The organism is Rhodoferax sp. ZS1R25, from assembly GCF_056521335.1.
In genome coordinates, this window is record NZ_JBWMAZ010000003.1 from 14,326 (window position 1) to 33,749 (window position 19,424).

Genomic DNA, 19,424 nt, shown 5'->3' on the forward strand with positions numbered 1-19,424 from the left:
TCATGACATTCGTTAAATCCTTCGCGCCCATCCTGACCGCAATCGCCGTCGCTGCGCTATCTACCGCCGCCCTTGCAAACGGCAACCACGCAGGTGGTCACGATGACTCTGCCATTGGCAAGGCCGGTGTAGCTTCCAAAGTCACTCGCACGATCACCGTGGATATGGCCGACACCATGCGTTACACACCTTCCGACATTCAGGTCAAAAAGGGAGAGACCATCCGTTTTGTAGTGAAAAACTCCGGCAAGGTAAAACACGAACTGAGCTTGGGTACCCAGAAGGAGCTGCTGGAACATCTGGAGCAGATGAAGAAGTTCCCTGACATGGAACATGACGAACCCAGCAAAGTGACAGTGGCTCCGGGCGCCCAAGGCGAAATCATCTGGCAATTCACCAAAGCCGGTGCTGTGAACTTTGCATGCCTGATGCCTGGTCATTACGAGGCCGGCATGAAGGGCCAGGTCAAGGTAGCTGGTCAGTAAGAGCGCCCCATTTCGTGAAACATCCCACTTTCAACTGATTCAGGAGAACACTGCATGAACCGATTCACTCAAACACTTGCCACCATTGCCACAGCCTTGGTCACTTTGGCAGCGATCCCCACAGTTGTGCACGCGCAGGCGGACAGCAAGATGGACATGAGCCAAATGACCGACGGAGAAATCCGCAAAGTAGACAAGGACGCTGGCAAGGTCACCATCAAGCACGGCGAGATCAAGAACCTGGAGATGCCGGGCATGACCATGGTGTTTACTGCCAAGGAAAAATCCCTTCTAGACAAGGTCCAGCCGGGTGACAAGGTCAAGTTCGCAGTCATCAACGACGGCGGAAAAATGGTGGTCACCGATATTCAGACGGTTAAATAAGCCCACCTATTGGCAAGTGAGGCTTGCACACAATTTCCGGAAATGACAAGGCGCCGATATGGCGCTTTGTCATTTGTCAAAGCGGGAATGGTGCTTTCCATCCAAACTACAGAGGATCAGGTCATGAACACTCCCTTTAAGACACAACTGCAGCGTCGAATGCTGCTCGCATCCGTTTTGGTTCTGGCTTTGCCATGCGCACATGCTGCCAGTCACGGCACCTCCATCGAGGTCTGGAAAGACCCCAACTGTGGGTGTTGCAAGGACTGGGTTGCCCACCTGGAGAAATCCGGCTTCACAGTGAAGGTCAACCAAAACGGGAACGATGTGGTGCGCGAGCGACTGGGCATGCCACGGCAATTGGGGTCTTGCCACACGGCACTGGTCGGTGGCTACGCCATTGAAGGGCATGTGCCCGCGAATGACATCAAACGGTTGTTGAAAGAGAAACCCGCAGCGATCGGTTTGTCCGTGCCGGGGATGCCTGTGGGCTCGCCTGGTATGGATGGCGCGGTATATGGTGGGCGGAAAGATCCCTATGACGTCTTGCTGGTTTCCAAAGATGGCAGTTCGCGCGTGTTTCAAGGCTATCGCTAAGTAGGCACTCCGCGGGTTTGAGGTGTTTTGGTAAGTTTTTAGGGAGTAAAAAAATGGACCATTCGACGCATAGCGGGCATCAGGACGCAGACCCTCTGCAGGCTGGACCACCCAACGACGCAAACGCACTCAAAGACCCAGTGTGTGGGATGAAGGTAACTGCCCAGTCACCCCACCATTCCGAGCATATGGGGCAGAGCTTTTTTTTCTGCGGCCCCAAGTGCAAAGCCAAGTTCGACGCCAATCCCATGCAGTATACGGAAGCGCCTCATGAGAAGCCACCCGCACCGCAGGTCGTCGCCGGAACGGTCTACACCTGTCCGATGCATCCGGAAATACGCCAAGACCATCCGGGAAGTTGTCCCAAATGCGGCATGGGATTGGAGCCGGTCATGCCCTCGTTGGACGACGAAGAGAACCCGGAATTGTTGGACTTTGAACACCGCTTCTGGTGGACACTGCCGCTCACCGCCGTAGTTTTCGTACTTGCCATGTTTGGGCACCGACTGCAGTGGATGGACATGGCGGTGCAGAGCTGGGTGGAGTTCGCACTGGCCACCCCCATCGTGGTGTGGGCGGGATGGCCATTTTTCGTTCGCGCCGCACAATCCTTTGCCAACCGCAGCCCCAATATGTGGACGCTCATCGGTCTTGGTACGGGTGCGGCCTACCTCTACAGCGTGGTGGCCACCATAGCTCCAAGGGTTTTTCCCGACTCCTTCGTGTCAATGGGTCGGGTCGCGGTGTACTTTGAAGCAGCAGCCGTCATCGTTTCCCTGACCCTTTTGGGCCAGATGCTGGAGCTCAAGGCCCGTTCCCAGACCTCTGCCGCGATCAAATCTCTTCTGGGCTTGGCTCCCAAGACTGCGCGGCGTATCAAGACAGATGGAACAGAAGAGGACATTGAACTAACCCACGTCCACCTTGGCGACCTGCTGCGTGTGCGTCCTGGTGAGAAAGTGCCAGTGGATGGGGTGGTCACAGAAGGCAGCAGTGCAGTCGATGAATCCATGCTCACTGGTGAGCCGCTGCCAGTCACCAAACGGGTTGGGGACAAGGTCATCGGCGCGACCATCAACACCAGCGGCTCTTTGGTCATGAAATCGGAAAAAGTCGGATCCGACACCGTGCTGTCCCAGATCGTGCAGATGGTGGCCCAGGCCCAACGCTCCAGAGCGCCCATGCAGCGCATGGCCGACGTGGTGGCGGGCTACTTCGTTGTTGCCGTTGTGAGCATTGCCGCGCTGACTTTGCTTGGTTGGGGGCTATTTGGTCCCGAACCCAGTTGGGTGTATGGATTGATCAATGCGGTTGCTGTGCTGATCATTGCCTGCCCATGTGCGCTGGGCCTTGCTACCCCCATGTCCATCATGGTTGCCACTGGCAAGGGCGCTACCAACGGCGTGTTATTCCGGGATGCAGCTGCCATTGAGAACCTGCGCAAGGTAGACACCCTAATCATCGATAAAACCGGGACCTTGACCGAAGGACGCCCCAGGTTTGAGAAGGCAATCCCGATGGACGGATTGGATGCAGACGAAGTTCTGCGCTTGGCAGCCAGCCTGGACCAAGGCAGCGAGCATCCTTTGGCCGCGGCCATCGTGGCGGCAGCACGCGAGCGCAAGCTGGTGTTGGACAAACCAGAGAACTTCGAATCAGGATCTGGCATCGGCGTTCAAGGCCAGGTGAGTGGGCGTCATCTGGTTTTGGGAAATACTGCACTGATGCAACAGATCAACGTCTCCGTGGATGTTCTGAAAACTCAAGCCGAAGCACTGCGCGCCGAGGGAGCAAGCGTGATGCACCTCGCCATCGACGGAAAGCTGGCTGGTCTGCTGGCTGTGTCGGATCCGATCAAGAGCAGCACGATGGAAGCCTTGGCTTCACTCAAAGCCGCCGGCATGCGCATCGTGATGGCGACCGGTGATGGCGTCACCACCGCCAAAGCCGTTGGCGCCAAGCTCGGAATTGAGGAGGTATACGGCGAAGTCAAACCTCAGGATAAATTGGCCTTGGTGGAGTTGCTGCAAAAGCAAGGCCGCATCGTGGCCATGGCCGGTGACGGAATCAACGATGCGCCAGCCCTCGCCAAGGCCAATGTCGGTATTGCCATGGGAACGGGCACGGACGTCGCCATGAATAGCGCTCAGGTCACTTTGGTCAAAGGCGATCTGCGCGGCATTTCCATTGCATTGGGGTTGTCTAACGCCACGGTGGGCAATATGAAGCAAAACCTCATGTTTGCTTTTCTGTACAACGCTTTGGGGATTCCGTTGGCCGCTGGGTTGCTCTACCCATTCACCGGTTGGCTGCTATCGCCCATGGTCGCCGCATTGGCCATGAGCTTCAGTTCAGCATCCGTCGTCGGGAATGCACTGCGTTTAAGGGGCAAAACGCTGTAGCCGGAACCCTGGTTTGGCGTTGAACTTCCACTTCGGGTTTAATCGGATCGTGCGCACCGTTCGTCTCATTCTGTTGATGATGCTCAGCCTGGCAATTCCTTTGGCGGGATATGCGGGTTTGGGCGTGCCGAAGATGCCTTGCCCGATGGAAATGGCCGCCATTGCAGAACTGCAGCTCGGTGCCGACATGGAGCAGACACCCGTAGCCAAATTGGGGGACTGCTGCAATGACATGGAAACCCTGCTCAAAACGGGAAAAACCTGCAAAGTAGGCCAAGACTGCAAGATCGGCAGCTTGGGCCTTTCTGTGCATTTCCCCGCAATCCCCGAAGCTTTCAGCAAAGACACTTTCTTGGCCCGTCTGAACGACCGTGCCATAGAGCCTCGCCACATCCCCATCTGGCGTCCGCCAGCCTGACCCCAACCCCTTGAATCCGTGCCTTGCCGTCTTTGTGCGGCCGGGTCGTCGCGCGCAAGCGCAATATTTCAGGAGTTGGGACATGCCTTGTTCCGTTCACCCCCTTGGGCACCGTGTCAGCCGCAGGTTGGTTGCATTTGCCTTCCCGCTCGCAGTGGCTTTGCCGCTATGGGCCACGCCACTGTCCTTTGAGCAAGCCTTATCCCTGGCTATCCGGGGAGCGCCCACCCTTGCAGCATCTCAGGCCAGGGTGGATACCGCACGCGCAGCCGCTGCTCCGGCTGGAGAGCTGCCAGACCCAAAGCTGGCAGTCGGTGTCGAGAACCTGCCCGTCGCAGGGCCAGATCGGTATAGCCTGACTGGTGATTTCATGACGATGCAGCGCATCGCTTACATGCAGGACATTCCCAACCGCAGCAAACGGGAAGCCCGCGTTGCCGTGGCCCAGGCCAAAGTCCAGCAAGCCGAATCGGCACAACAGCTCTCAACGTTGACCGTGCGCAGAGAAGCCGCCATGGCGTGGATCCGCCGCTATGCCTTGGAGCGACAGATCGCACTGTTTGACAGTCTCTTCCAACAAAACAAGCTCCTGGAATCGGCGGTCCAGGCACAACTGGCCGGTGGGCGCGGCACCATCACCGACGTATTGATGCCCAGGCAGGAGGCGGCCATGCTGGCCGAGCGCCTGGACGAGCTGCGAGCTCAGCGTGCACAGGCCATAGCCGCACTGCAACGCTGGATTGGAGCTGCCGCCGGTGAATCACTGGAGGGCGAACCGCCCAGTTGGGCACTGGACCGTGAGGCTTTGGCCCACCGCATTCAAGACCATCCCGATGTCAACCTGCTCAGCAGCACCAGCCGTGTGCTGGACGCCGAGCTCCAGGAAGCGCAGGCCGCAAAAAAACCAGACTGGGGTTTGGAGCTCGCCTACCAGCGCCGTGGGGAGCAGTTTGGTGACATGGTCTCGGTCAAAGTTACTTTTGACCTTCCCACGGCACCAGCGAAGCGCCAGGATCCGCTCATCGCAGCCAAGCAGATAGAGCGGTTGGGCCTGGATGCAGAGCTGGAGCTTCTGCGGCGCGAACACCTGCAGGAACTCAACACTCAATGGGCTGAGCTGGAACGCCTGAATCTGGCCGTGGAGCGCAACCAGACAGTTCTGCAGCCCCTGATGCGCGACAAGGTCGCCTTGACACTTTCAGCCTACCAGGCAGGAAAAGGAAGCTTGGTAGAGCACCTGGCGGCACGCCGGGAATCCCTGGAAACCCAACTGCGATTCCTTGCCTTGCAGGGAGAGCGTCAGACCATCAGCGCAAGCCTGTACTTCACCAACGATGCCCCACTGACCGGAGGTGCGCAATGAACTCTGCATCCATAAAAAAGAATTTCGCCCTTACCGCAATCGGCCTGCTGATCTTGGCTCTGGGTGCTGCAGGTGGTGCTTGGTGGACCAAGCGCAGTTCCAACATGTCACCTGCCACCGCCGAATCTTCCAAGTCAGAACGCAAAGTGCTGTACTGGTACGACCCCATGAAACCCGATGCCAAGTTCGACAAACCTGGCCCATCCCCGTTCATGGACATGCAACTGGTAGCACGCTATGCCGACGAAAGCGGAGCGGACACGGGCGCACTGGCTGTCTCCACACACGCCAGTCAAAGTTTGGGAATGCGCCTGGCCACCGTTGTGCAACAGAACATCTCCAACACGGTAGAAGTTGCCGGAGCCCTGCAACTCAGCGAACGGGATGTCAGCATCGTCCAGGCCCGTACCGGTGGCTTTGTCGAGCGCGTCTACGCCCGTGCACCTGGTGATGTCATTGCCGCAGGCAGCCCTCTGGCCGACGTCACCAATCCGGAATGGGTGGGCGCGCAACAAGAGTTTCTTGTGGTCAAAGCGATGGGCGACGCTGCTTTGACGCAGGCGGCCCGTCAGCGTCTGGTACTGCTAGGCATGCCCCCCGCATTGGTCGAGCGCGTTGACAGCAGCAATCGCCCCCTGGGGGTGACCACCATCACGGCACCTGGTTCGGGTGTGATCTCCGAGTTGATGGTGCGCCAGGGAATGAGCCTGAGCCCCGGCATGACATTGGCACGCATCACCGGATTGGGCACGGTATGGCTGGAGTTGGCCGTTCCGCAGGCCCAGGCATCCACGCTGGAAATCGGACAAGCGGTGGAGGCCCGCCTCGCTACCGCACCTGAAACCATCCTCAAGGGCAAGGTGACATCGGTGTTGACAGAAACCAACCCGGACACGAGAACCTTGCGCATCAGGGTCGAACTTCCCAATCCCGGCCAGAGGTTGCGTGCCGGCATGTTGGCCACAGCTACCTTGCACGGCCCCACAGAATCTGTCCTGCTGGTGCCCTCAGACGCCGTGATCCGAACCGGCAAGCGCGCCTTGGTTTATCTGGCCGAGGACGGGGGCCAATACAGACCGGTTGACGTACTGCTCGGCGCGGAACGTGAGGGGCAGTTGGTCATACGCCAAGGCCTCAGTGCAGGCCAAAAAGTGGTGGCATCGGGTCAGTTTCTGTTGGATTCGGAAGCCAGCATGCGAGGGATCGTTCCTTCATCGAGCCCGCCTTCCACCTCGATGAGTCCTGCTGCCCCCAGTATGGAAAAGGTTTTTGCCTTTGAAACGCAGGGAGTAATCGAGGAACTGGATGCCTCCAACATCAAGCTGCGCCACGAACCCGTGCCGGCTCTCAAATGGCCGGCCATGACCATGGGCTTCAAGCGTGCGAAAGAGTTGCAGTCGTCTGGTTTCAAAGTTGGGGACACCGTGCAATTCCAGTTTCGGGCGGTTGGCGACGAATATGAGGTGGTGGCGCTCAAGGGGGTGAAGCCATGATCGCGGCCATCATCCGCTGGTCAGTCTCAAACCGCTTTTTGGTACTGCTCGCCACTGTGTTTCTGGCGGGTGCTGGCCTGTGGGCCGTGCGTTCCACACCCATCGACGCCTTGCCGGACCTGTCCGATGTTCAGGTCATCATCCGTACCAGCTACCCCGGACAGGCACCACAAATTGTGGAAAACCAGGTCACCTACCCGTTGGCCACCACCATGCTGTCCGTACCTGGCGCCAAAACAGTGCGGGGCTTCTCCTTTTTTGGGGACTCCTTCGTCTACATCCTGTTTGACGATTCCACCGATCTTTACTGGGCGCGTTCCCGCGTTCTGGAATACCTCAACCAGGTACAAGGACGGCTGCCCGCAGGTGCCAAGTCGGCCCTAGGACCCGATGCCACCGGTGTGGGCTGGATCTACCAGTACGCCTTGGTGGACCGTACTGGTGGACATGATCTGTCGCAACTGCGGGCATTGCAGGACTGGTTCCTGAAATTTGAACTCAAGACCTTGCCCAATGTCGCTGAAGTGGCCAGCGTAGGCGGCATGGTCAAGCAGTACCAGGTCGTGTTGGACCCCCTCCAGCTCAATGGCTATGGCATCACCTACGAGCAGGTTCGCCAGGCCTTGATAAGCGGGAATCAGGAAACAGGCGGCTCAGTGCTGGAACTGGCCGAGGCCGAGTACATGGTGCGGGTCAATGGCTACCTGCGGACCCTGGACGATTTTCGGGCCATCCCACTGTCCAGCCGCGGCGGCATTGCGGTTCGGCTTGGGGACGTGGCCACCGTACAGGTCGGACCAGAAATGCGCCGTGGCGTGGCCGAACTTGATGGACAGGGAGAGGTCGCTGGTGGCGTCGTACTGCTGCGCTCTGGCAAAAATGCCCAGGAAACCATCCGTGCCGTCAAAACCAAGCTGGCCGAACTGCAAAAAAGCCTGCCACCAGGAGTGGAGGTCGTCACCACCTACGACCGCAGCGCCCTGATCGAGCGGGCCATCGACAACCTGTCTGCCAAGCTCGTGGAGGAGTTCGTCGTAGTGGCACTGGTGTGCGTGCTGTTTCTGGGCCACCTGCGTTCAGCCCTGGTGGCGATCATCTCCTTGCCACTGGGCATCGTGGCAGCCTTCGTCGTGATGCATATCCAGGGGATCAACGCCAACATCATGTCCCTAGGCGGGATTGCCATTGCCATCGGTGCAATGGTCGATGCCGCCGTGGTGATGATCGAGAACGCCCACAAGAAACTGGAGGCTTGGCAGCATGCCCATCCTGAGCAGCCTCTGGTGGGTCAAGCGCGTTGGGGCGTCATCACCGATGCGGCCGTAGAAGTGGGTCCTGCGCTGTTCTTCTCCTTGCTCATCATCACCTTGTCCTTCATCCCGGTGTTCACGTTGGAGGCCCAGGAGGGACGCCTGTTTGGCCCGCTGGCTTTTACCAAGACCTATGCCATGGCAGCGGCGGCAGGACTTTCGGTGACTTTGATCCCCGTCCTGATGGGGTACTGGATCCGAGGGCACATCCCGGATGAGCAGCGCAATCCCATCACCCGGGCCCTGATCGCGGTGTACCGCCCCGCACTGGAGTGGGTGCTGCAGTGGCCCAAAGCCACTTTGGCTATTGCTGTTCTGGTCTTTGCCACCACGCTGTGGCCTGTGAGCCAGTTGGGCGGGGAGTTCCTGCCACCCTTGGACGAAGGGGATTTGCTCTACATGCCGTCGGCCTTGCCGGGGCTCTCGGCGCAGAAAGCGTCTGAGCTGCTGCAGATCACCAACCGCATGATCAAAACTGTGCCCGAAGTTGAGCGCGTTTTTGGCAAAGCGGGTCGTGCGGAGACCGCCACTGACCCGGCACCCATGGAGATGTTCGAGACCACCGTTCAGCTCAAACCCCGGGACCAATGGCGTACCGGTATAACGCCGGAGAAACTGATCGAAGCGCTGGACCAGGCTGTCCAGGTGCCGGGACTTTCAAACATCTGGATCCCACCGATCCGCAACCGCATTGACATGCTCGCCACCGGTGTCAAAAGCCCCATTGGCGTCAAAGTCAACGGGACTGACCTGGCCACCATTGACCGCATCGCCAGCCAGATCGAACAGGTAGCCAAAGGCGTGCCCGGTGTGTCGAGCGCCTTGGCCGAACGTTTGACCGGAGGGCGTTACGTCGATGTGCAGATCGACCGAGTGGCGGCCGGTCGCTATGGCTTGAATATCAATGACGTGCAAACCCTGGTCTCTGGCGCCATTGGTGGAGAGAATGTGGCGGAAACCGTCGAGGGCTTGGCGCGCTTCCCCATCAATTTGCGCTACCCCAGGGAGTGGAGAGACACCCCCGAAAAACTGGTTCAACTTCCGATCCTCACACCCATGGGGCAGCAAATCACGCTGGGTACGGTGGCCAAAGTCAGGATCACGGATGGTCCGCCCATGCTCAAGACCGAGAACGCGCGGCCCTCCAACTGGGTCTATGTGGACGTACGCGGGAGAGATCTGGCTTCCGTCGCCAATGACCTACGTCAGGCGGTGAGCCAGCAGGTCAAGCTCGAACCTGGGGTCAGCGTCACTTACTCAGGCCAGTTCGAGTTTCTGGAACGGGCCAATGCGCGACTCAAAGTCGTGGTGCCGGCCACTTTGCTCATCATCTTCGTGCTGCTGTACTTGACCTTCAACCGGCTGGACGAGGCTGCGCTGATCATGGCCACGTTGCCATTCGCACTCACGGGTGGGGTCTGGTTTCTGTACCTGATGGGCTACCACCTGTCGGTGGCCACCGGCGTCGGTTTTATTGCACTGGCCGGTGTGGCTGCTGAGTTTGGTGTCGTGATGCTGCTCTATCTCAAGCAAGCCTTGGCCGAGCGAACGACCCGAGATGAAGCCCCCGGAGTCGTCATGGTTCTGGATGCCATCCGCGAAGGTGCGGTGCTTCGGGTGCGTCCCAAGGCCATGACGGTAGCGGTGATCCTGGCGGGTTTGATTCCCATTATCTGGGGTAGTGGAACTGGCTCCGAAGTGATGAGCCGGATTGCGGCTCCCATGCTGGGAGGGATGGTCACGGCGCCACTATTGTCGCTTTTCATTATTCCAGCGGCGTATCGTTTGATGCGAGTTCTGAAAATGAGTTGAAGTGGGCGATGAGAATGGCAAGGTCAAGACCTCGCCTTTGCTAGTGCTACCAAGCATTTGTTTTTATGTAGTTTTGAAATGATTGACAACAGTCTAGAAAGCAAACAGTCGTGGCCAACCGCTCCTGGCCTACAGCCGCGGTCGACCCAAAGCCGAATACAGACTTTAGAACTCATCGCCACAAAGCTTACATCCGATAGCAGTGCTCGGGTGGTTGACTGGAATGAAGCGTTTTCCGATACTGATGAATAGCGTGTTATCTGAAGTCCACCTGGTACTTGTCAGCAGGCAGTCCCAGTCTTCATGTTTGCTGCGGTACCAGCCATACTTTTCTAGCGGGTCGAATCCGTGAATCAAACAGATGTACCCACTTTGAAAGTCAGCTTTAGTGTCACCCAATTTGCCACTTAGGCGCGGTTCCAAAGCCAATGCGTTTGACCGCACAATGCGGAAGTAGCTGTCCGTGATTCGGCTCCTCCAGAGCGAGTACAGGTTTCGACCGTGTGGCCGTCAACTATTTGGATAGTTCTTAGTAAAGTTGATATCCGCCATAGACCCTCAGTAATCGTCTACATTGAATGCATCTGGCGTTCGCCACGCTGGCATATTAAAGATAGGTAATCGCATTCCGAACAAGGTGGCATGGATATCTATGATGGCACATTCAATACCAACGATTCTCCTGGCGGATGACAACCCGGACTACCTGAAGGTACGGAGCGACTTGCCTCTGCCCTTTTGTACCCTGTTGGCTGCAAACTCAGGAGAGTGCGCATTGCGCGTGGCAGGACTCGACCCAAAGCTTGATCTGATTTTGTTGGAAATCATGATGCCCGAGCTCGACGCTTATGTTGCACTTACCAGACTACGCGCCAACCCGCTCACCAGAGATTTTTGTGACCGCGCTGTCGGAGTCTGTGAGCGAGCAACGCGGCCTGGAGCTAGGCGTTGCAGACTGCATCAGCAAGCCCATCCAACCGATGCTGGTGCTGTCCAGGGGGCGCGTGCGGTTTGCGCACCTACTGACCAAACACTACATCGAGTTGCTGGCCCGCTCGGCTCCGCTGCATGACATTGGCAAGGTCGGCATTCCGGACCACATTCTGCTCAACCCATAATTGAGGGCATAAACATGACTTCAAGACTCGCCCCCTGGCAGTCATTGAGGACCCGCGCCACGGCGTTTACGTTGCTGGTGTTTGTGCTGGGCATCTGGGCGACGTCGGCTTATGTCAGCAGCCGCCTGCAGGCCAGTACGGAGCGGCTGCTGGGCGAGCAGCAGTTTTCGGTGGTCACGGCGATGGCCCAACAGGTCGACCGGGAGATGCTCAACCGCATGGAGGCCCTGCGGATGATTGCCAAAGAGATGGATGCCGATCTGCTGCGCAGTCCGCCGGCAGTGCAAGCCCGCCTGGAGCAGCTCCCCCTACTGCAGCTGCTGTTCAATGGCGGCGCCTGGGTGGCCGGCCTGGATGGCACCACCATGGCCGACGTGCCGCGCTCAGCCAATCGCGTGGGCGTCAATTTCATAGACCGGGATTTCATGCTGGCAGCGCTCAAGGAGGGCAAGGAAGCCGTTGGCCAACCGGTCATGGGCAAGCAGCTTAAAGCCCCCGTTTTCGCCATGGCCGTGCCCGTACGCGATGCCCAGGGCAAGGTGATTGGCGCGCTTGTCGGCGTCACTAATTTAGAAAAGCTCAGTTTTCTGGATAACCTGAGACTCAACCCGTATGGCAAGACGGGCGGGTATTTGCTGATTCACCGGCAGTCGCGACAAATCATCACGGCCACTGACCCGAAACGCATCATGGAAGTGCTGCCCGCGCCGGGTATCAACCGCTATGTGGACCGCAACATCGCAGGTTACGAGGGTTATGCAGTGCTGGTCAACGCGCTGGGTGAGGAGCAGTTGGCATCGGTGAAGCAGCTTCCTGCGTGGGACTGGTACATCCTGCTTGGCTTACCCACCGCAGAAGCTTTTGTCCCGATGCAGGAGCTTCAACAAAACCTGCTTCGGGCCACGCTGCTGCTGACGCTGATCACCGGTGCGCTGATCTGGTGGGTGTTGCGGCGCCAGCTCGCCCCCTTGGTGGCCACTTCAGAGGCCATGGTTGCCCTGGCCGATGTCAAGCGAACTCCAACGCTCCTGCCCGAGCGCCTGCCCGGCGAGATCGGCCAGCTGGTGGCGGCCTTCAACCAGATTGTGCAAACCTGGACGCAGCGCGAGGCGGCGCTCACAGACAGTCAGCAGAACCTGGCCATCACGCTCAACTCAATCGGTGATGCAGTCATTGCCACCGATGCGACCGGTTTGATTGTCCGCATGAACCCGGTGGCCGCGCGCCTAACCGGTTGGCCGTTGGCCGACGCACTGGGACGCCCCTTGACGGAGGTGTTTCGTATCATCAGCGCCGAGACGGGCCTGCCCTCCGTCAATCCGGTGCAACGTGTCATGGAGCGTGGTGAGGTGATGGGCTTGACTAACCACACCGTCTTGATAGCGCGTGGTGGGCAGGAATACCAAATCGCCGACAGTGCCGCCCCCATCCGCGATGCGACGAATGGCATTGTGGGTGTGGTGCTGGTGTTCAGTGATGTCACCGAAAAATACCGGGTGGAAGAAGCCTTGCGCGGTGCCAAAGATCATTTGCAAACCACACTGAACGCCATCCCAGATCTGCTTTTTGAAGTCGATGCCAATGGGCGCGTGCTCAGTTACCACGCTCACCGAAGCGATTTACTGGCCGCACCGCCCGAAGTGTTCATGGGCAAGTGCTTTTCCGACGTTTTTCCACCAGCAGCTACCGAAGTGTGCATGAGCGCGATAAAAGAAGCCGCGAACAAAGGATGGTCTGCAGGCGGCATCTATTCGCTGCCGCTGCAGCAAGGAGAAACCTGGTTTGAATTGTCCGCAGCTGCTATGCCAGTGGTCGGTAACGTCGAGCCACATTTCATACTTTTAACTCGCGACATCACCGAGCGCAGGCGGGCCGAACTGGCGCATGAAGAGAGCGAGGATCGCTTCCGTCTGCTATGGGAGACCTGCCCCAATGCAATCGTGCTGATGGACCGCAACAGCATCATTCGCTACGCAAATCCAGCGCTGCAACAAGTCTTCGGCCACACACCGGACGCGCTCATCGGAAATAGTCTGGCCCTGCTGCAACCGCAGCATCTGGCGGCCGGCCATATGAAAGGGATGCGACGCCATCTGGAAACCACGCAAAGATCCATGGACTGGCGGGCAGTAGAAACGATCGGAAGGCACAAAGACGGCCGCGAGTTTCCGGTTGAAATTGCATTCAGCAGCATGGAGATCGGTGGCGAACTGATGTTCGCAGGATTCATGCGCGATATCACTGAGCGCAAGAAATTCGAAGAAAACATGCGTGAAAGCGAAATGCGCCACCGCAGTATGTTTGAGAACAACCCGCAACCGATGTGCGTTTTTGATGCCGAAACTCTAGCCTTTTTGTCAGTGAACGATGCCGCCATTACCAGTTACGGTTACAGCCGAGAAGAATTTTTCCAGATGACGATTCGAGACATTCAGCCCGCTGAAGATCTGATCAGGCTTGAAGCACTGTTAACCCAGGACATAAACACGCGTTCAACTAATTCGGAGGTTTGGACGCATCAGCGCAAAGACGGCAGCAAGATACAGGTTGAGATCAACTCGCACGCCATAGATTTTCAGGAACGACCCGCCGTACTTATTCTCGCCAACGACATCACGGAGCAATTGAAATCTCAGGCCAAGGTTCAGCACTTGGCCTATCACGATACCCTGACTGACTTGCCCAACCGAACCCAGTTTTTAGACTTCGCAAATCAGGCTTTGCGTGACAACACATCGAGCGGCAAGTGGAGCGCTGGCATTTTGTTTGATTTGGACAACTTCAAACGCATCAATGACCAATGGGGGCACCGAGTTGGAGACGAATTGCTCAAGCAGGTTGCCTTGCGGATTCAGCAATGTATCCCCCCGGGTGCCTTACTGGCTCGCTTAGGCGGTGATGAGTTCATGATCTTCATCTCTGATGCGGGTCGAGACCAGGCTTGCGCATCAGTGACTGCTCAAGAGTTGTGCAGCAAGATTATTGTGGCGTTTGCGCAAAGTTTTACGATAGAACAGCGTAAGCATTTCACATCGGCCAGCCTGGGCATTGCCTTGTTTGGCGAGTCAGATATGAAGGTTGATGAGTTGCTCAGCCGGGCCGACTCTGCCATGTACTCGGCCAAAGCCGAAGGACGCAATACGTTCCGCTTTTTTGATGGGCAACTGCAGGCCCAACTTGAAGCGCAATCCGAACTGGAACGTGATTTACGCCAATGTGTTCACAATAATGAATTGTTCTTGGTGTACCAGCCTCAAGTTGACCGGCTGGGTCGCGTTGTGGGCTCCGAGGCACTGTTGCGCTGGGCGCATCCGCAGCGAGGTATGGTTTCACCAGCGCAGTTTATTCCTACCGCAGAGAACAGCGGTTTCATTTTGCAAATTGGGCAATGGGTTTTACATACTGCTTGTTTGGCTCTGGCCCAATGGCAGTCAGAGCCTGCAACGGCTGGCCTGACGGTGGCCGTCAATGTCAGCGCCAAGCAATTCCACCACCCGGACTTTGTAAGCCAGGTGCTGTCGGAGTTGGAGTTGTCTGGTGCCAACCCTGCACTGCTCAAGCTGGAGCTTACGGAAAGCCTGCTGGCACAAGACGTGGACGGTATCGTTAAAAAAATGAATACTCTGAAAGCCAAGGGCGTCACGTTCTCTCTGGACGACTTTGGTACGGGATACTCATCGCTGGCCTATCTCAAGCGTTTGCCGCTTGATCAACTCAAAATCGACCAGGGTTTTGTACGGGATATTCTGTTGGATGCCAGCGATGCGGCCATTGTCCGAACCGTTATTGCACTGGGTGACAAACTGGGCATCAACGTCATTGCTGAAGGTGTGGAAACTCAAGCGCAAAGAGAGTTTCTGGAATCAAACGGTTGCTATTCTTATCAAGGGTACTTTTTCAGCCCCCCCCTGAAAAAGGAAGACTTTGGGACATTCTGCGCTCGGACTTGACGCACGTTCGTCCCTGCGTTTTCATAGGCTCATCCCAAACCAACCTCCGCTTTGGAAAGGATAAATTAAAAACGACTATTGCCGCTTTGGGCTTGGAGGAGCCAGTCGTCGTTGTTTTCGTGGTCGCGAAGTGCAAGGAGTCGAACAGCTGGTAAGCAGTCATCCGCAAGTGACTGTTCCTGGCCCAGCGCGGACTTTCACCATTCCGGGCTCACGACCGGAGAATGTTGATCAATTTATAGACAGATCAGAATGGGTGATGTGTCCACCTAAGGAAATCATCAGTCGCTTGTCAAAGGCCTGGTTCTCGAACACAAAGTCCTCTCTGCATGCAGCCAAAGCCCGGTTGCGGATATACCCTGCGGGATTAGCGGCCACCCGACACCGCCCAACCTGGTAGTCAAAGGAATCGTGGACATGGCCATGGAGCCACAGGTCCACATGGAGCATCAGCTGGGATAGATCGCTGACATAGGCTGCATTCAGCTTGTCTCCCACATACCGTGGATGGACCGATAAAGGATGAGGCCCATGGTGCGTAACAACCACGGTCTTCCCTTCAAATGGTTTGGCCAGCTCTTCCGCCAGCCATTGCCTCGATGCCAGGTGCTGTTCCAATGCATCCCGTGGAGTAAACAGTCCTGACTTCGTATGGATCCGCTGGTGATCCATCATCCGCCTCTGGATGTCCTCCATCACGTGTTCCTGGGTGTACATGGACCGCAGACGGTAGTCCGTCCACATCGTGCAGCCCAGAAAGCGCACATCACCGATGACAACCACGTTCCGTTCCAGGTAGTGAATGCCCGTGGCGGCCGAGGATTCCCGCAAGCGCTGATCCACGTCGCCCAGTGTGTCCGCGTAAAACTCGTGGTTGCCGGCTACATAGATGATGGGGACCTTCTTGTCAGATGCCCATGGCGCAAAGGTATCCATGGCCAGTGCACCTTGGTGGATATCCCCAGCTAGGACCAGAACGTCAACATCCTCAACCCGTGAGACCAGTCGCTCCTCGGGCCAACGCGGGTGCAAGAGATCCAAATGCAGGTCAGAGGCGAGCTGGATTTTCATGGGTGAAGGTTTTGGCAAGTAAGGCTAATAGTGCCTCTGTTTCGAGGCCTGTCTTGTGACTAACGGCTCATGTGGAGCAATTGCGTATTCCGGTGTGCCTGAGCATCCCTTCCGGGAGTTACTGATCTACTGCACCTCAACATAGCAACCGAATCGCGGAAACTGTGGCGTAATCTAAAGCAGATTTGTCGCCGACTGAGCGAGTCAACATAAGAGTTGCAAATAAAGCCATAATCAAACATTTATTAAATTAATGGCTTTATTTGAGTCTTTTACAAATGACCGCGAATACCATTGAAGAGTTCGAAATAGACATTGGCGAGCAGATCAAATCACTGCGGTTGAGGAAGAACATCGAACGAACCACTTTGGCCTCGCGCGCTGGTTGCAGCGTAAGCGCCTTGAAGAACCTTGAATCTGGGAACGGCTCGACGTTGCGTACGCTGATTGCCATCGTTCGATCACTAGGCCGGGAAGACTGGTTACGCAACATTGCCCCGGGGGCCACCATCAGCCCGTTAAATATTCCAAAGGCCGGAGGTACCCGCCAGCGGGCTCGTGCCTCCAAAAAAGTAGATGCTCTGCACACGGCCAAACCACTTTAGTTGGCCTGCCAGTCCTGAATGCCGTGCGCAGCAATTTCCAGAATATGCAGAACTCGCCCAACGCACATTGATCGACTGCACTTCCGTCCTACGAGAAACCAGATCCTGTCCTTAGACAAACAGGGCTGAGTCAAGATTCCAACCGTTCCTGCTTTCGTATTTCAGCATTAACAACGTCTCTTCACGCGGTGTTATGAAGTGCCGGCGAACTACGACGACTCCGGACCATGCACTTTTTGGGATCAACTGCCTCACCAGCAGAGCCGTCTCTTCTTCGGCGTACTTCTTGGCGGCAGCAGCCACGTCCGCAGCTCGGTCGGGGGTAAATCCCAAGTCTTTGAGGTTTGTGATGACGTGCTCATTGCCGGAATTGAGCGCCACCTGCAGTGCGCGGCCACGTAGTGGGAATCTCATATTCTTCCGCCAAGGTCAATTACTGGATAACAAGAGTTTTAGGATCTAACCGATTTTCGCATATTCGATTTTGGCATTGATTCTGCGGGTTTTAAAGACCCTCAGAATGCCCGATTCCTTCCACTCAGAGCAGTACAAAATATTCATCTCTCTGCTGCGAGAAACGAGGGAAGCGCTACAGGTGTCTCAGGCGGCATTGGCATCCAAGTTGGATCAGCCCCAGACATTTGTCAGCAAATGCGAAACAGGCGTCAGGCGGCTAGATGTGGTCGAGCTTCATGCCTGGCTACAGGCACTGAATGTGGATTTCCCCGCATTCCTGGACACCCTAACAAAACAATGGGACGCTCATAGTGCTCGCACGCGTCTGCCCAGAGGAGCGGGCAATAGGCGGTAGCGCATTTGCGGGTGGCAGGATTGCCGGCGGTCAGCGTTGATAGAAAATTTGGGGGCGGGGTTTGACGAGAGGCAAAAAGCGTAACGAGCATTGAGGCAAGCGGCAATTGCTAGACTTGAGCCGCTCTATTCGCTCCAACATGGCAACCTCCCTGCTACCAGTTCAACAAAACTCATCAATTCAGGTTCTGTTCGTAGATTTTGATGGCGTACTTCACCCAGAGTTTTGCCATGAATCCAAGCACTTCATGCATCGGGATGCCTTTGAGACGATTGTCCGGAGCTTTCCGAACATTGACCTTGTGATATCCAGTACTTGGCGCATCAAGCGTCAACTCCAGGATCTCAAGGCGTTGTTTTCTGAAGATGTAGCTGCCAGGGTAATTGGGGCAACCCCACTCTATGCGCTGCTGGAAGATGTCCCGGATCGGCTTGTTGGCTATGAGCGAGAGGCTGAGTGTGTGGCATGGCTTAAGCAAAATGGCCGGAGCCACCACTCCTGGCTGGCCCTAGATGACCGGTCCTGGAATTTCAGGCCATTCAATCGCAACGTCTTTCTCCTGAATGGCGATGTAGGTCTTGACACCAACGCCGCTCACGCATTGACGACGCACCTTGCCACGCAGTGATCATGACGTCTCAAAGCTCGAAAGGCCAATCCAGATGTAGCCAGCGCCAAACTGTATCCCGCTAGGGCGAGCTGGCCAGCCATAAGCAACACTTGATACTCCACGTCTGCTGCGGTCACCAAACGTTCCGAGTAAAAGTCTGGACTGGACTCAATCCAGCAAGACTTCATGGCCATAGCTGCAGTAAGAAACGGCACTTTCTGCGCAAATAACAGGCAAAAACGGAGTCAGACAGTCGTTTTTACTGGTCTCAGTGTTTCCGCTGTTTCAAGGCATCTCTGTATGGCTTGGACAGAAGTTTTACCCTGCTAGAGAAAATCCGCCCCTGGAATGTGCGTACTGGCTTGTCGCTGATCATTAGGCCTTCAGAACTCCGAGAGAAAGAAAAATACACTCGCTGCCCCACTTTGAACTTGCTGGCTGGAGGAAGTTGGCAGAGACCGTTCTTGCCTAAAGATGTCGTCCAAGACATAGGCGGGTGCTTTTCCTAGGGCGAGCCAGTCTCACCATGCAGCGTCTTCTGGATTTCTCGCTTGCCCATCTTCATCACCGCGGCAATCTTCTGCAGCTGGGCGGCACGCGGCTTGGCAGCCCCGGCTTCCCATTTATGCACCGACAGGTAGGACACGCCCAGCAGTGTTGCCATCTGCGCCTGGGTGATGCCGAACTTGGCTCGCAGGTCGGCCAGGCGCTCCGCACTGAAGCGGATGCCGCGTGTGCCACGGGTAGCGGGCTCATCTGCCGCTGCGTCTTTGCTGCTCGCACGGGTTGCCTTGGTGCTGGCTTTGAGTGCCGAGGCTAGGGACTTGACTTGCCGTTTGAGTGCCGCGATTTCGAATCGGTGGGCCGTGGTGGCCTTGCGCAGGGCCAGCAACTCCTCCTTGAGTTCCTTGCGGGCGACGCGGGCAATTTCAGACTTGAGGGAGTTGATCAATGAGCTCATACAGAAGATGGTAGCCCATGAAACTTGGTTGAAT

At 56.7% G+C, this 19,424-nt stretch carries 16 protein-coding genes; 13 read left to right on the forward strand and 3 right to left on the reverse strand.

The window, feature by feature from the left end:
• Window positions 1-2 precede the first annotated feature (2 nt).
• The 10 genes from AC097R_RS17930 to AC097R_RS17975 all read left to right on the forward strand — a co-directional run bounded on the left by AC097R_RS17930 (window position 3) and on the right by AC097R_RS17975 (window position 15,332).
• The gene (locus AC097R_RS17930) at window positions 3-485 is read left to right on the forward strand and encodes a cupredoxin domain-containing protein (RefSeq protein WP_479599580.1); all 483 of its coding nucleotides are present in this window, start codon (window positions 3-5) and stop codon (window positions 483-485) included.
• A gap of 54 nt (window positions 486-539) precedes the next feature.
• Window positions 540-869 (forward strand): copper-binding protein, encoded by a 330-nt coding sequence (locus AC097R_RS17935; RefSeq protein WP_479599581.1) that lies wholly within the window; start codon window positions 540-542, stop codon window positions 867-869.
• 123 nt (window positions 870-992) lie between these two features.
• Window positions 993-1,466, forward strand: coding sequence for a DUF411 domain-containing protein (locus AC097R_RS17940; RefSeq protein WP_479599582.1), 474 nt, complete (start codon window positions 993-995; stop codon window positions 1,464-1,466).
• Window positions 1,467-1,519: 53 nt separating this feature from the next.
• On the forward strand, window positions 1,520-3,868 hold the full coding sequence (locus tag AC097R_RS17945; RefSeq protein WP_479599583.1) for a heavy metal translocating P-type ATPase: 2,349 nt from the start codon (window positions 1,520-1,522) through the stop codon (window positions 3,866-3,868).
• A 13-nt stretch (window positions 3,869-3,881) separates the two neighbouring features.
• Window positions 3,882-4,286 (forward strand): hypothetical protein, encoded by a 405-nt coding sequence (locus AC097R_RS17950; RefSeq protein WP_479599584.1) that lies wholly within the window; start codon window positions 3,882-3,884, stop codon window positions 4,284-4,286.
• Between the two features lie 370 nt (window positions 4,287-4,656).
• The gene (locus AC097R_RS17955; protein WP_479599585.1) at window positions 4,657-5,649 is read left to right on the forward strand and encodes a TolC family protein; all 993 of its coding nucleotides are present in this window, start codon (window positions 4,657-4,659) and stop codon (window positions 5,647-5,649) included.
• Complete coding sequence (locus AC097R_RS17960; protein ID WP_479599586.1) at window positions 5,646-7,142, forward strand: efflux RND transporter periplasmic adaptor subunit; 1,497 nt, start codon at window positions 5,646-5,648, stop codon at window positions 7,140-7,142. Before AC097R_RS17955 ends, AC097R_RS17960 begins: the two co-directional genes overlap by 4 nt.
• Window positions 7,139-10,264, forward strand: coding sequence for an efflux RND transporter permease subunit (locus AC097R_RS17965; protein ID WP_479599587.1), 3,126 nt, complete (start codon window positions 7,139-7,141; stop codon window positions 10,262-10,264). Before AC097R_RS17960 ends, AC097R_RS17965 begins: the two co-directional genes overlap by 4 nt.
• An 848-nt stretch (window positions 10,265-11,112) precedes the next feature.
• Window positions 11,113-11,382, forward strand: a complete 270-nt coding sequence (locus AC097R_RS17970; protein ID WP_479599588.1) for a response regulator — start codon at window positions 11,113-11,115, stop codon at window positions 11,380-11,382.
• A 14-nt stretch (window positions 11,383-11,396) separates the two neighbouring features.
• Window positions 11,397-15,332, forward strand: a complete 3,936-nt coding sequence (locus AC097R_RS17975) for an EAL domain-containing protein (protein WP_479599589.1) — start codon at window positions 11,397-11,399, stop codon at window positions 15,330-15,332.
• Window positions 15,333-15,563: 231 nt separating this feature from the next.
• Here AC097R_RS17975 and AC097R_RS17980 read toward each other — a convergent pair whose 3' ends face one another.
• Window positions 15,564-16,403 (reverse strand): metallophosphoesterase, encoded by an 840-nt coding sequence (locus tag AC097R_RS17980; RefSeq protein ID WP_479599590.1) that lies wholly within the window; start codon window positions 16,401-16,403, stop codon window positions 15,564-15,566.
• Window positions 16,404-16,681: 278 nt separating this feature from the next.
• Here AC097R_RS17980 and AC097R_RS17985 point away from each other — a divergent pair, with 278 nt between their 5' ends.
• Window positions 16,682-17,008, forward strand: coding sequence for a helix-turn-helix domain-containing protein (locus tag AC097R_RS17985; RefSeq protein WP_479599591.1), 327 nt, complete (start codon window positions 16,682-16,684; stop codon window positions 17,006-17,008).
• 111 nt (window positions 17,009-17,119) lie between these two features.
• Here the strand turns inward: AC097R_RS17985 and AC097R_RS17990 are convergent, their stop codons facing one another.
• Window positions 17,120-17,422 carry a hypothetical protein gene (locus AC097R_RS17990; RefSeq protein WP_479599592.1) on the reverse strand — a complete coding sequence of 101 codons (303 nt, stop codon included), beginning with the start codon at window positions 17,420-17,422 and terminating at the stop codon, window positions 17,120-17,122.
• 106 nt (window positions 17,423-17,528) lie between these two features.
• On the opposite strand from AC097R_RS17990, the gene AC097R_RS17995 reads away from it, so the two are divergent.
• Both AC097R_RS17995 and AC097R_RS18000 read left to right on the forward strand, forming a co-directional pair.
• The gene (locus AC097R_RS17995; protein WP_479599593.1) at window positions 17,529-17,819 is read left to right on the forward strand and encodes a helix-turn-helix domain-containing protein; all 291 of its coding nucleotides are present in this window, start codon (window positions 17,529-17,531) and stop codon (window positions 17,817-17,819) included.
• Between the two features lie 139 nt (window positions 17,820-17,958).
• Window positions 17,959-18,447: an HAD domain-containing protein gene (locus AC097R_RS18000; RefSeq protein WP_479599594.1), complete on the forward strand. Its 489-nt coding sequence runs from the start codon at window positions 17,959-17,961 to the stop codon at window positions 18,445-18,447.
• Between the two features lie 487 nt (window positions 18,448-18,934).
• Here the strand turns inward: AC097R_RS18000 and AC097R_RS18005 are convergent, their stop codons facing one another.
• Window positions 18,935-19,390, reverse strand: coding sequence for a helix-turn-helix domain-containing protein (locus AC097R_RS18005; RefSeq protein WP_479599595.1), 456 nt, complete (start codon window positions 19,388-19,390; stop codon window positions 18,935-18,937).
• Window positions 19,391-19,424: the final 34 nt, after the last annotated feature.